Annotated in this window: 9 protein-coding genes and 1 riboswitch; of the genes, 4 read left to right on the plus strand and 5 right to left on the minus strand. The window is 46.5% G+C overall.

Features of this window, described 5'->3' with window-relative positions; genetic code table 11:
* Positions 1-7: 7 nt before the first annotated feature.
* From recD to AB4558_RS01020, 5 genes are all read right to left on the minus strand, one after another.
* A complete protein-coding gene (gene recD / locus AB4558_RS01000) occupies positions 8-2218 on the minus strand; it encodes an exodeoxyribonuclease V subunit alpha (RefSeq protein WP_371714494.1) in 2211 nt (736 codons plus the stop codon).
* Positions 2218-5892, minus strand: coding sequence for an exodeoxyribonuclease V subunit beta (recB, locus tag AB4558_RS01005; RefSeq protein ID WP_372157699.1), 3675 nt, complete (start codon positions 5890-5892; stop codon positions 2218-2220). The genes recD and recB overlap by 1 nt, the downstream gene beginning before the upstream one ends.
* A 240-nt stretch (positions 5893-6132) precedes the next feature.
* Entirely contained in the window at positions 6133-6273 is a 141-nt protein-coding gene (locus tag AB4558_RS01010; protein ID WP_372157797.1) for a hypothetical protein, read from the minus strand.
* Between the two features lie 27 nt (positions 6274-6300).
* On the minus strand, positions 6301-9777 hold the full coding sequence (gene recC / locus AB4558_RS01015; RefSeq protein ID WP_372157702.1) for an exodeoxyribonuclease V subunit gamma: 3477 nt from the start codon (positions 9775-9777) through the stop codon (positions 6301-6303).
* Positions 9778-9904: 127 nt separating this feature from the next.
* A complete protein-coding gene (locus AB4558_RS01020) occupies positions 9905-10855 on the minus strand; it encodes a TDT family transporter (protein WP_372157705.1) in 951 nt (316 codons plus the stop codon).
* 208 nt (positions 10856-11063) lie between these two features.
* On the opposite strand from AB4558_RS01020, the gene AB4558_RS01025 reads away from it, so the two are divergent.
* The 4 genes from AB4558_RS01025 (at position 11064) to AB4558_RS01040 (ending at position 14481) form a co-directional block, all read left to right on the plus strand.
* Positions 11064-11960: a LysR family transcriptional regulator gene (locus tag AB4558_RS01025; protein WP_372157708.1), complete on the plus strand. Its 897-nt coding sequence runs from the start codon at positions 11064-11066 to the stop codon at positions 11958-11960.
* Positions 11961-12048: 88 nt separating this feature from the next.
* A complete protein-coding gene (locus tag AB4558_RS01030) occupies positions 12049-12342 on the plus strand; it encodes a YebG family protein (protein WP_004735185.1) in 294 nt (97 codons plus the stop codon).
* Positions 12343-12496: 154 nt separating this feature from the next.
* A riboswitch (Fluoride riboswitch) is annotated at positions 12497-12580 on the plus strand.
* Positions 12581-12774: 194 nt separating this feature from the next.
* Positions 12775-13467: an iron-sulfur cluster assembly scaffold protein gene (locus tag AB4558_RS01035; protein ID WP_017068533.1), complete on the plus strand. Its 693-nt coding sequence runs from the start codon at positions 12775-12777 to the stop codon at positions 13465-13467.
* Between the two features lie 24 nt (positions 13468-13491).
* Positions 13492-14481: a GGGtGRT protein gene (locus AB4558_RS01040; RefSeq protein WP_372157711.1), complete on the plus strand. Its 990-nt coding sequence runs from the start codon at positions 13492-13494 to the stop codon at positions 14479-14481.
* The last annotated feature ends 219 nt before the right edge of the window (positions 14482-14700 follow it).

Here is a 14700-nt window from a genome sequence, read left to right on the forward strand (position 1 = left end):
TTAACAACTAATTCGTTAAGCGACTGCCTAAACCACTCACTCGCTCTGTTTTCACCTTAATCCCACGCTTCAACACATTTGTGTCGCTGAACATCATCAGTCGTTTCTTGGCACGTGTAATACCGGTATAGATAAGCTCTCGCGTTAAAATAGGGCTGAAATCCGGCGGCAAGATCATTAAGGTCAGATCAAATTCACTACCCTGAGATTTATGTATCGTCATCGCATAAGCTGTTTCATGATCGGGCACTCGGCTTGGTAGCACAGCTTTCACGCTGCCATCGGGCAACTCAAAATAGACCTTCAAGCGAGGAGTTGAATCAGGTTGGCTTGAATCCGCCTCAAGCATACAAATACCAATATCACCATTGTATAATCCCAAGCCATGATCATTTCGCGTCACCATGACAGGTCGCCCGTGATACCACAGCTCGTCGTTGTGTGGGTTCACTAAACGTCTTGCGGCAAGCGCTCTTTCAATTCGGTGGTTGAGGCCTTTAACACCAAAATCACCTTCACGAATAGAACACAACAGTCGGCATTGACTGAACAAATCGAGTACCGATTTGGCTCTCGCGTCTTGAGTCTCTAACTCTTCCAATGGCACATTCATTCGGTTGAGATACGCACCATACTCATTAACCAAGGTACGTAGCATCAAGTTATAGCTGTCGCTCGATAGAGGATGGTTCTCAATATCGCCAAATCCTTTGCCGAACACTTGGTCGACTTGATTTGCAGAGCCGTTATTGATTGCTTTTGCCAACTGCCCAATACCAGAACGCGCATCGAAACGGTAACTCTTCTGCAGCATACACAGACTATCTGCAATCGCCGGAGAATTAACGGCTCCCGCTTTTGCCTGCTGTGTATTGGCTATCGCATCAAAACCCGTCATCTCCGCAATCAAGTTGCCTTGTGCACTGCTGTAACCCGCAGAGTTGAATGAACAGATATCACCTAACACCGCACCGGCTTCAACGGAAGCGAGTTGGTCTTTATCCCCCAGCAAGATAAGCCTTGCATGCTCAGGAAGCGCATCCACCAGCTTATACATCATCGACAGATCGACCATCGATGCTTCATCCACCACCAAGATATCAAGGTGAAGTGGATTGCGTCGGTTGTGTCTAAACTCAGCCCGGTTAGGAATCGCACCAAGCAATCGGTGCAAAGTGCTCGATTCCGTTGGTATGTTGGCTTTTACTTCAGGCGCTAAAGGCAGTTGCTCAATCGCTTTACCAATCGACTCAGTTAAACGCGCCGCCGCTTTACCCGTTGGTGCCACTAGCTTAATCGTTGGGGTTTTACCTTGGCTGAGTGATTGCTCGACCATCGCCGACAATAACTTGGTTACCGTGGTTGTTTTACCAGTACCCGGTCCACCAGAAATCACCGCAAAGCGACGACTCAGAGCTACTGCTGCTGCCACTTTTTGCCAGTTCAAACATGCCGATAGCGGTACCAAACTGTCTAGAACACCTAAGTCCGCTACCTGCTTAGCTTGGACGATCGCTTGATCGATTGCGCCCCAATTCAGAGATTGATCATCGACGATATCAAGATGATCACATACCAGCTGTTGACGCAGTACCTGAGACGTTTGTTGGTTTGCTTCAGCCTTGGCTAAAGCGTTAAACAGAAAGTGATAACTACGTGCAAAGAGCTGATTGAGTGTTTCCGTCAGCGCCTTTTTCTGTTCAGTATTAAACTCTACCGGCTTACTTAAACGGTTTAACGTGTTTGCCAGTACCACCTCGTAGTTCCAATAACGCTGTAAGTAGACACGCTGTCCATCAAACATCAGCGGCTTAACGCAGTCATTAGTTGTTCCAACTAGGTTAGATGATTGCAGAACAGTCGCCCAGTCAATACCTAACAATTTCTGGTTCAGTTGCAGTGCCGTTTCACCATACAACCCAAGTAATTGGGCTAGATCTACCGTTTGCTCAAGGTCTACCGTATGTATCTGTATAAGCTGAGTACAGATATGCCCCTTGCCTAATTCATGACTCACCACCCCAGCGAGAAAGCCGACCTCTTGAGGGTGACTTGTCGCTTGCTGAGCAATAAAACGAGCAAATTGATAATCCAACTGACGAATAGAACCCTTATCCGCAAGAAACTGGAGTACATCCACAAGTTGCTCAGGGATAAGTGAAACTGGCTTTGCTGTGTTCGCAGTCTCTATGCTGGTATTAGTGGTCGTTGTTGTCATTATAAGAGCCCCATCTGTCCAGTTTCATCGTCATTCAATTGTGCTGAACGTCGGTCTATCACTTTACCGTCAATCAATTGATCCATTTCATCAAGTAAAGCCAATGTTGGTTTCGCCGAGAAAATCCCTTGCTGAGATTGGCCGTCCATGCCTCGTAAGAACAAGTAATAAACACCACCAAAATGTTGTTCGTAGCTGTAATTGGCAACACGACTACGTAAAAAGCGGTGCAGAGCCAATGCATAGATTTGATATTGCAGATCATAGCGGTGGTCGGCCATCGCTGATTTCAATGCTTCGCCATGGTAGACAGCAACATCATCACCTAAATGGTTCGATTTCCAGTCGAGTACATAGTATTTACCTTGGTGCTCAAACACCAAATCGATGAAGCCTTTTAGCATACCTTGCACGGTTTGGAAACCTAGGTCGCCGGCTTTAGCCGATAACGGGTCGTGATATTGAATGGTTTGATTCAGTTCAGATGCGGCCAACACTTCGATAGGCAACAAGAACTCCATTTCGACTAATCGTTGAGTCGAGTCTTTCTCACTTAGCTTTAGATTTTTGCCATCCAACGCGGTGTTCAGCACCGTGTCGACCAATTGCTGAAGCACAGGTAGCCACTCTAATTCATATTGCTCTGATTCTAATAAGTGAGTGATTACTTGCGTGTTATGCTCACTGGTTGCTGGTTCGGTAAATTCAACCTCCTCAAACAAGGTGTGCAAGAAAGTACCTGGGCGAGCACCACGTGGGAACGTAAAGATAGATCGTTCAGGTTCAATCAACTCAGATTCATCCTGCTCATCAGCCGAGTCAATATCAAAGCCAGATACCTCAATGGTCGCGTCATGACTCGCACCGTGACTGCCTTGCTTTACAAGCCCCGAGTAACTGGTGATACGCCAAGCCCTGTCGATTGAAGCCTTTAGCTCGTTCGCATGTAAGTCTTCGCTCACTTGCTCTGTCTGTACAAACACTTGCTCGTGCGCGGTTGGAGTTTCGGCTAGCAGCACACTTGAGTTCTTGCCCTCAATGGCTGCAAGAGCCTGATGCAATTCGGCAATACCTTGCTCTTGACCGTTTTGAACCAAATAGCCCATCGCACTCAAATGCACGCCGGTCGGCTCTTTGGTTGAACGCCCTTTACGCAGTGGTGCCATGCCAATGAAACAGCCATAAACCGCACGAGTCAGCGCTACATAAATCAAACGCAAGTCTTCCGCGAGTCGCTCTTTATCGGCTTGAGCTAAGGCACTATCACTACCTGTAATATCCAACACCGTGGTGTCTGAATCATGGTCGTAGAATTTGCCCTCGCTCGCTTCTCGATAACTCGCAACAAATGGCAGGAATACTAAGTCATATTCCAAACCTTTCGACTTGTGAATGGTAACGATTTGAACCAAGTTTCTCTCCGATTCAAGACGCTGAATGTCATCTTCACTCCCGCCTAAACCATTTTGAGCATCGGAAATCGCTTCTGCTAGCCAACGCAGCAAGCCATAGTCGCTATCAAGCTCTTGCCTTGCCTGTTGCAGCAATTCGCCTATGTGCATCAAGTCGGTGAGTGAGCGCTCACCATTTTCTTCTTCCAGTAAGCGTTCCGCGAGATGTCGCTTGCTGATCACACTGCGCAGCATTGGTAGCACGCCACGCTGTAGCCACAACTTACGATACTCACGAAATTCGTTAACGACATTTTCCCAAACCACTTCATCATTGTTGAGTTCATCCAATGAAGCCGCATCCAGAGCGAACAACTCAGAGGCTAAACTCGCGCGCAATGCACGATCGTTTTCTGGTGTCAGCACCGCTTGCAATAGGCGTTGAATATCTTGTGCGACCAAGCTAATGAACACACTGTCTCTGTTCGACAAGTAGACACTCGCAATGCCTTGCTCAGACAGCGCGTTCTTGATCAGACGACCTTCACTACCGGTTCGAACCAAAACAGCAATATCACCCGCATTCACGGCATGTTGTTTTTTGCCGTTATCAAAATAGGCTTGTTGATTTTGAGAAGCGGTCAGAATGGTTTGAATTTGACTCGCTGTCGCCTCGGCCATGGCTTTGTGATATTCGCCCTTTGGTAACGGCTTGTCTTCAGCCTCTTGTAGCCAAAAGGTGAGTGCGTGCTGAGTTTCTCCGTTCATCACCCATTGGCGCTTATCAGCCGATGGACTGGCTGCAACAGGCAAAAATGGAATGTCTTGATCATAGATAAACGGACTGTCTGAATTCATAAACACTTGGTTTACTGCACTGACCATATCCGCACTTGAACGCCAGTTGGTGCCTAAAGTGTAGTGAGCACTAACTTGGTTTCTCGCTTTGATATAGGTAAAGATATCTGCGCCACGGAAGCCATAAATCGCCTGCTTCGGGTCACCGATCATAAACAAACCGCACTGCGGATTATCGAGATAGATTCGGCTAAAAATACTGTATTGCAGTGGATCGGTATCTTGGAATTCATCGATCATCGCTACCGGGTATAAGGTGCGAATTCTTTCCACCAGCAAGGATTGCTCATCGACATCGATCGACGCGGATAACTGAGTCAGTAAGTCATCAAACGACAACCACTGCTTCTGCTGTTTAGCCTTGGCTAGCATAGTTCGACAATGGGTAATCGCATGCGCCAATAACGGAGCTTTCAAGTCGGCAGGGTTATTTAAGAAATCTTCAATCGCTTCGAAAACGGCGTGCTGCGGTGCGGTGCCTTTCGGTGTTTTCTCGATTAACGTGGCTTGTGAAAACTTCTCTAATTTATCTGGGTATTGATAATCATGGGTGTCGCTTTGCGCCCATGCCGTCACCGCCTCTAGCCATGTCGGCAGAGACTTCTTGGTGTAGCTACGTTTGTTCACATCCGAACCAGAGATCAAAGCTAAAAAATCCGCTTCAGACTCACACCACAGTGCTTTAAGCTGCTTCACTTTGTCTAGGTTTTGATTGTGTAGAGTTTGCAAATCACCCGACATCGCGTCGACGGTTAGCTTCAATGGAGAACCCGTCAGATAACGATTGACGTCTGCTAACAATGCAGCCGGTGAACCCCAGATATTACGCACCTCACCTGCTAGCTGAATAGGTAGCGGGTAAAACTGCTTACGCCAATAGTCGGCTACTACTTGCGCTTTAAGATGGCTTTCATCTGTCACAAACTCATTATCAAATCGGCTGCCAGACTCGAAGGCATTTTGAGTCAACGTTCGCTGACAAAAGCCGTGAATGGTGTAGACCGCGGCTTCGTCCATTTGCCTTTCGGCATTGAGCAGTGTTTTTGCAGCGCCAGCGTGGTCTTCGATTTCTTGCAGCAAAGGAGCAATCACTGGGTCGTCACTTTGCCCGCGAGCAAACGCAATGCGCGCATCATGGATTCGAGCACGGATACGATCTCGCAGCTCAGCCGTTGCTGCTTCAGTAAAAGTCACCACCAGAATTTGGTCTACGGTTAGTGGCTCATGGTGTCGGGTGGCTTCCGCGAGCTCGCCTTGTGGTGCTGCCGTGCCGTGTCCGAGCAGTAGGCGTAAGTACAAGCCAGCGATGGTAAATGTTTTACCTGTACCCGCCGATGCTTCAATTAAACGCGCGCCATGAAGTGGAAACGTCATGGTATTGAGTGTCTGTGGAGCAATTACCTGAACACTGCTTGTGGTCGTCATGCCTTACTGCCTTCTGATAAATATGTTGTTACAAATGTGACCTAGCATGGAAAACGTCATTCAATTTACGTCCTACGCTGATTTGTTAATAGTTAGTGCGATCTCTCTCACGGATCAATTCGGATCGCCTCGCTACTATGCGCCCACGAGTTCAGGAGCGCGATTCGAGTCTTATACTCATTGCCTACTTAGAACCACAGAATAATGGTCCCTCTGACCTGTGGCCGTACAGCGAACGCCCTACACTAATAATGATTTACTGGCGGCCACTTTATTTACTGTACCTTGCTTCTCTTCATCTTGATTCCCTTCACCTTGAAAGCAAGCGTCCCAAATGCTTACCAGCGACTCTCTTTCGTCTTTCATTAGTTCAGCGTACACACAATTGATCTTATCGATCACAGCCACTTACTCCTGATCTTCCAGATCGGCAGCAGCCAACCTTGCCGCCTGTAACACAAGCGTTGAATACATACGCGACTCAGCCGCCAGCTCATCGTCCCACTTAGGCCAAATACGCGAGATGTAGGTATCTCGACCCTCGCCCGTGAAAGCGAAGCTGTCATTAAAAGTATCGGCCATTTTCTTGAGCGACTTCTCTTCATCATCGACCCATTTACCGCGGCTAAAACCCGCTTCAACGCTGGCCAAGGCGGTTTTCGGGAAGTACGGCAGTGGTGCCGTCATACCTTGATAAAACAGTCGCACTAACTCAGCCAATAAACTCTTCGCCTGCTGCGCATCACCGATAGGTTGTAGCGTTTGGTGAACCACACCTTCTTTTCTGTCATAACCAATAATATGAGTCGTTTTGCCGTGCCCCATCACTGCGCAACACAAGTGATCGATCCACGCGGCCAAGTAATCTTGCGAACGAATTTTGCCACTACGAAAACGTACCAGCCCCGATTGATAGTTTTGAGTAAGCCAACCCATCAAACGAACGGGTTTACCCTCGCCTAGCACGTCAAATTCAATATTTACCTCAAGATCTTGCTGTGGCTGCCCACTTACAAATCGAATCTCTTTGGCTAAGTCTTCTGCTTGAACGCGATTGGTTTCAAATTCGATATCACCAAAAGCGCCGACCGGTAATCGGCCCTGTGCTTTTTGCTCAGAGACAAACAATCGAACCGCTTCATCAGCCCCTTCTGGATGGTCTAGCAACACTTGCAGCAGAGCATCCTTAAGCTGGAAGCTTTCTAAGCCATTAAGCACGAACGGCTCATCGTCTTCCATTACCGGAAGCGGTGGCTCAAACACTACTTTTAGGCGACGATTAAAGAAGTATTGTACCGGCAAGCGCCAGAAACGCTGCAGTTCAACCAGATCGAGTTCTAACGGATAAGTCGCACCAAGCAAATAGTCATCCAACGCACGATTGAATTCGCCACTGCATTCACCGGAACGGTTAGCCGCAGGAAGCCATTCTTTGGCGTAACTCAATACATGGCTTGCATCACCTTGAGTAAAGGCTGCAGGGCTGAACGGCGTCATTGTGTGTTCAAAGCTGATCGCTTGAGTCAGTTTGATGCCTGAATCATCACTTGGTAATGATTGGTCTTCACTTAGGCAGTAGTTTTGCTGGCAGTACTCAATCAACTCTGAAACCAATACCGACGGCACTCGCTCAGTATTATCTTGAATCGAGCGGCCGACATAGCTGATGTACAAGCACTCTTGCGCCGACAACATCGCCTCTAAGAATAGGTAGCGGTCATCATCTCGACGAGAACGGTCACCGGGACGCGTGCGCCCATTCATCAAATCAAAGCCTTCTGGCGGCATTGAGCGAGGGTAAACACCGTCATTCATGCCTAATAGACAAACGGTTTTGAACGGGATAGAACGCATCGGCATCAGAGTACAGAAATTCACTTGCCCCGCTAAGAAACGCTGACTGATACGCGCGCCCGACAGTTTATTGTTTAAGTACTGATAAATGATGCTTGGCGATAGCTCTTGTTCGTACAAGGCATCATCAAGCTGTTCATTCAGTTGAGAAAGTGCATCACGAATCGACTTAAGCACCACCTCGCCTTCTAGCTCAACGGCAAAGAAATCGTCAATCATTTGCAGCAAGGTTTCACGCCACATATCGATTGATTGGGTTTCAGTTAGTCGTTGGCGGTAATGAGCGATACGGTCAATAAAGTGCGCTAACTTACCCGCAAGTTCGGCGTTAATACCCTGAACTTCGTTATAAGCGGCAATCGGAGAGTGTTCAGTTTCAAACAAGCCCGCAGAGTCCGACATCGCATAGCCCAACAACATACGCTGGATACCAAATAGCCAGGTATTTTGCTCGGTTGCAGGTAGGTCAAATTCTGTCGCCGTTGAAGCGTCAACACCCCAACGAATGCCCGCTTCTTCAACCCATTGCTTGGCTTGCTCGAATTGAAACTCATCAATACCAAAGCGCGCCATCATTGCAGGAATTTCTAATAGCTCTAGTAACTCAGACGCTAAACAACGCGTATTCGGTAGCGCGACCAGCTGCATGAAAGCAGTCAATATTGGGCTTTCTTGGTCGGCGGTTCTATCTGAGATTGAATATGGGATATAGCGCTCACCCGGAGCATTACCAAATACCGCCTGAATCGCTGGGCTATAAGCATTAATGTCAGACACCATCACGATGATATCGCGTGGCTTCAGTGTCGGGTCGGCATCAAACATCGCCAACAGCTGATCATGAAGGACTTCAACCTCACGCATTGGGCTGTGACACGCATGTACGGTCAGAGAGCGATCGCCAAGCTCAACCACCTGTTTATGGTTGCTGGAATCTAAGATGTGGTCGTCTTGATGTTCTTCTAACTGGAGAATATCGGCTTGCAGTTGGTGAAGTAGGTTATCTCTCTCAACATCAATAAAGAATTCGTGCTCTTCGCTGTCAGATTGAGATAACAAGAACAGGTTATCTCTGCCTAATTTACCCATAGACGCCAGCAAACTATTACCGACAGCTTGGCTGGTGTGTAGTTCGTCTTCAACGTTTGCTTCAATGCCATCTTTCAGTGGTGATACTTCGCCTTCTAGTTGAGGTAAACCATCAACCAACGCAAACTGCTTACGACGCTGGGCTTCAACTCTTGCCAAGTATTTACGATCGCGAATATCGCCCCAGTAATGTTGGCAAGGATTGGTAAACATCAAGTGCACATCAATCTGCTCGCCAAGCGCTTTCAATGCATCCATGTAGCGAGGAGGCAACGAAGAAATACCAAACACAAATAAGCGTTTAGGCAGATGTTGCAGTTGACCTTGTTGCTTGGCTAGCGCTTCAATGAAGTCGTGATACAAGTTGCCACGGTGATACTTAGATTGGCCTTGAGACAAGGTTTTCTCATAGAGTGCTTGCCACAAAATCGGTTGCCAAGGGTGTTCTTGCTGCCCTTCACCATCAATCAATTCTGTAACGGGCTCGCCCGCTTCCCACATCGCCATCCACTCAGGACGATATACCAAGTATCCATCGAAGATATCGGCAATCTTCTCAGCCAATTGATACAGCTTCGAATCATCTTCGTCGTTTTCAAGATAGCGTTGTAAGGGTAAGAAATCAGGGTGGTCAAGCTTAGCGGGTAGCAAACTCATCAGCTTCCACGTCATCGCTTCTTTGTTAAAAGCACTGCGCTTAGGCACATCAGGAAGCACTTGGGTAAACATATCCCAAATGAAGGTTGCTGGGAGTGGGAAATCGATATTTGCTGCTACGCCAAATTCTTTGGCGAGTTCCATCTTAAGCCACTGAGACATACCCGGGCTCTGAACCAGAATCTGCTCTTTTTCGAAGGGATTGGCTAAAGGGTCACTTTTGATTAAGTGAACGAGAAGAATTTTTAAAGTATCAACTTTATTGGAATGGTAAACAGTAAACAAAGTGCACTCACGCTAATCTTGCCACAATATAAAGCCAGATTAGCATAAGTGCCGTGTTTGGATTAGGAATATAAGCTTATGAAATACTGAAAACTTAAGGTCCGTTTATCTTTTGAACTATTGCTTCTTACAATCTACTACCTACCGCACTTAGAACACGGTGAGGTTTGTAATTCATGTAATAACGAACCGCCACATAACCCACTACAAACGTTGCCACAATCAATTCTAGATACGCTAGGTTGAACACTTGATCCACATAGTGAGCTTCCACACCAACAGTTTGCATCCAAGCCGCCAGTTTAAACAAGGCTGTTGCACCAATCACGATTGGGAAGGTAAACGCTGCATAACCAGGGCTGAATGGCAGACGAAGTAGTTTGAAAAACGCCATATAGATAATGAACGTCATTAGCACTGCAATACCAAACAATAGACCGATGATAACTGGCGAAGGATTTGCCGTCACCGTTAGGTAGCCAGCTAGAGATAGACTTGCTGGTGCCGCCATAATCGCAATGGTTGGTTTCGCCGCATCTGGCACTTCATGAGAGAAGATCAAACGATAAATCATGAGAGGTAGCATTACCGCATAAACCAATAAACCAAAGACTAGAGTCGCGTGAGCAACGGGTTCTAAGATCGGGTTACCTGAAAAAGAAACGTCTGCCACGATAATACCGATTGGTGGTACAAACCAGCTTGGCACCATGTGGTGAATCTCAAAGTTTTTAGCTCTGTGGTATAAGAAGCTCACCAAGAACACGACATGCAAAGCTACCGAAGCGAGCCACACCGTTTCTTGTAAGAATTGAGAGATTGGAGCCAACGAAGCAGACACCACCATACAACCCATCGCGAATGTGGGTACAACACTGCCAACAACAGGATGTGCAAGGTCTTCACGTAATAGGTGGCCGTGAATCAAAAATTTCACAGCTAAAACAAGAAGTAATACCGCCGCAATGCCAGCACTGATCCACTGCACCAAACCCGGTGTGTGTAAGATACCTTGTGCGACTAAAACACCATCCCAACACCAGCCTAAGCTTGCAATTGCGAGTGCTAACCCAGCCATGGGTGTTGGAGCTCCTGTTAATCTATATTTAATACGTTGAATCATGTCAGCCTCTCTTAAACTTAATTCACTAAACTTGTGAACTCATCAGCTTGTTGAAGCCATAATACGCTTGCGCTTCGTTAAACAATATCCAATTATATATAACAAGTGTTCATCAATACTGAACAGAATCCATTTTCACCAGCAGAGTAAAACTAGGAATCTGATGGCTAATATTTCAATTAAACAACTCAAAGTGTTCGTCACTATTACCCAGCACTCGACATTGACCGCTGCCTCTGAGGCGATGTTTCTCTCTAAAGCTGCTGTCAGCATGGCGCTAGGCGAAATGGAGAAACAACTCGGTCACTCTCTATTTGACCGGGTTAATAACCGATTAATTCTCAATCAAGAAGGACAAAAGCTTCTTCCTTTGGCGGATGAGATATTACATCGTGCTGCTGGTATTGATGTTTTGTTCCGTGACGACCAGCCTTTAAGTGGCAATCTAAAGGTCGGTGCGAGTGACACAATTGGTAATCAGGTCGCACCGTTTATTCTGTCTGGCTTTCGTGAACGAACTCAACATCAGGATCAAAGCTTGTTCATTTCAAACAGTGCGCTGATCTGCCAAAAGTTGGTGGATTATGAACTTGATATCGCGCTAATTGAAGGAAAAACATTACACCCTGAACTCATTTCGAGTCAGTTTAGCAGCGATGAAATGTGTATTATTGTTAGTAATCAACATCCTCTCGTTTCAAAAGAAAAAGTGACTTTAAGCGATTTAGAAGATAGTCACTGGATTCTACGTGAATCAGGCTCAGGGACTCGCGAGTTTTTCCTTCGTGCCGTCGCACCGCGTATCGAACACTGGTATGAATCCTTTGAACTCAACACCACCGAGGCGATCATCAATTCAGTTTCTGCCAATCTTGGATTCGCGTGTTTATCACGACTGGCGGCGCAACGAGCAATTGACTCAGGCCGAGTGAAAGCACTCGATGTCCCACTCGACATGAAACGACGTTTCTGGATGCTGGTACACAAAGACAAATACCAGAGCCCGCTGCTGAAATCTTTCATGAGTTATTGTGAAGACTGGGCTACACATCAAGATTGAGGCCGCATTGTTAGGGCTCCAACTGGACTTTTAACATCAGAAACTGTATAAAAAGCCAGTAAAATTTATCAAACTTAGAGGATTAACCATGGCTGTTATCGTCAAGTACGTGGTGGAACGCAACGGAGAAGAGAAAATGACTTTTACCTCTAAAGCCGAAGCTGACGCATACGACAAAATGCTGGATATGGCTGATGAGCTTTTTGAACTGTTAAGCAAAAGCGACTTAGTTGAAGATGAAGGCAAGCAAGAAGAACTTGCAATGTACCTAGCGAAGAATAAAGAAGAAGTTCTTTATGCATTAGGTGCTAAGCGCAAACCAGCTCCGAAAAAAGAAAAGAAACTTGAAGCTGTTGAAGACGCAGAAGAAGATGCAGCGTAACTAGCTGATACCTCTGTTGAAACGTCAATGACACCTCTAATTAGAGCTCGTTATTGGCGTTTTTTTATACTTATCGAAATATAATGAACTCTGTTTATAGTCGAAATCGCTCTAAACATTCGCTTGCATGAAAGTGTGATAAAGATCTAATCTATAGCCATCAGGTGATGGGGTTCCACCTAAGCTTTTGCTTCAACCGCCCGTTCTTTCGAACAGTGCTAATGACTCCTACAGAATCGAAAACAGGTAATACTGTTGGACGTATCGCTATTCTTCCATTTTGAAATGGACTTAGTCTATTAAGACCAAGATCCAAAACACCTTTGGATTATCGATACTCAAGATCTGTAGTGAATTAGCCGCACCTCTTCCAACACGTCCTGTTTTCTCAACGCCCTAGGTCTTAAATGGCTCTACAAGTGAGAAAACATTATGCACTACTCTTCAGAAATTCAATCAATGTGCCCTATTCAAAGGGGTGACCTTCACAATTCAGCTCCAATTCCAGTTGAAGGCGCAATGGTTAGCCCAAAAGATGTCATCGCTATTTCTGGCTTAAGCCACGGTGTTGGCACTTGTGCACCACAACAAGGTGCTGCAAAACTGACTCTTAACGTAAAAAATGGCATCATCGAAGAAGCATTAATCGAAACGATTGGTTGTTCAGGTATGACGCAATCTGCCGCAATGGCTGCTGAAATCCTCACAGGAAAAACCATTCTTGAAGCGCTTAATACTGACTTAGTATGTGATGCTATCAACGTAGCGATGCGCGAAATCTTCCTACAGTTTGTTTACGGTCGAACTCAGTCTGCTTTCTCTGAAGGTGGTCTAGAAATTGGCGCAGCGTTAGAAGACTTAGGTCAAACACAACGCAGCCAAGTCGGCACCAGCTACTCAACCTCAGCAAAAGGTGTTCGTTACCTAGAGCTTGCAGAAGGTTACGTGACTAAGCTTGCACTTGATGATCACAGCGAAGTGATTGGCTATGAATATCTCAACCTCGGCAAAATGATGAAGGCGATTAACCAAGGCGTACCTGCGAACGAAGCTGCTGACCTTGCGACTGGGACTTATGGTCGCTTCGACGAAGCCGTGACCACGATTAACCCACGCCAACAATAATTTTTGCCAATTTAGAGGAAAGATATGATGAACACTCAATTTAATGAATCAGTAACTCGCGTATTGGCAGAAATGAACTTCGACTCTTTAGAGCAAGCAAACCAATACTGTCTATCACACAATGTCGATCCAAAAGCGCTGGTGATGGACACTCAACCTATCGCTTTTGAAAGCGCCGCTGACGCCTACACTCTTGGTGCAGCATTGGCTCTGTTCCGTAAAGCGAACAACGCAGAACAAGCAGCGAATATCATTGGTGAAGGCCTTCAAGCATTCACAAAACCCGGCAGTGTTGCGGAGCAACGCCAAGTCGGTATCGGCCATGGCGCACTGGCTGCTCGCCTTCTCAATGAAGAGAGCCACTGCTTTGCTTTCCTTGCGGGTCACGAATCTTTTGCTGCTGCAGAAGGTGCGATCAAGATTGCACTGAACGTGAACAAATCACGCAAAACACCATTGAAAGTTATCTTGAACGGTCTAGGTAAAGATGCCGCTTACCTAATCTCTCGCATCAATGGCTTTACTTATGTTCGCACTCAATTTGATTACCAAACGGGTGAGCTAGTTGAAACAGAACGTCGCCGCTTCTCACAAGGCCCTCGTGGCGAGATCTTGTGTTACGGCGCTGATGATGTACGTGAAGGTGTAGCGATCATGCACAGAGAAGAAGTGGATGTGAGTATCACGGGTAACTCAACCAACCCAACACGCTTCCAACACCCTGTTGCTGGTATCTACAAAGCAGAACGCACTCGCCAAGGTTTGCCATACTTCTCAGTTGCTTCAGGTGGCGGTACAGGTCGAACATTGCACCCAGATAACGTAGCAACAGGCCCAGCGTCTTACGGCATGACCGATACCATGGGCAGAATGCACGCTGATGCTCAGTTCGCAGGTAGCTCTTCAGTTCCTGCTCACGTGGCGATGATGGGCTTCATCGGCATGGGCAACAACCCAATGGTCGGAGCGACGGTTGCATTGGCTGTGGCAGTGAGTGAATCTCAACACGCATAACGACAAAGTGAGTCCCACAATCTGCCTGTTATGTAGAGTCTGTTAGTTGAGAATCAAGCAATAACGGACGACTAAAACTCTACACCTATCACTAAAACCAAACAGCCAGCCTTATGCTGGCTGTTTTTTATTCACACTTGCTCTACTATCTATTTCTAATAATTATTTGTATCTAAGATTAAATACATTCTGCTGTCGTATTTAACTACATATTTTCAA

The sequence above is a fragment of the Vibrio sp. 10N.222.51.C5 genome, assembly GCF_041474575.1.
GTDB classification, from domain to species: Bacteria; Pseudomonadota; Gammaproteobacteria; order Enterobacterales; family Vibrionaceae; genus Vibrio; species Vibrio crassostreae_C.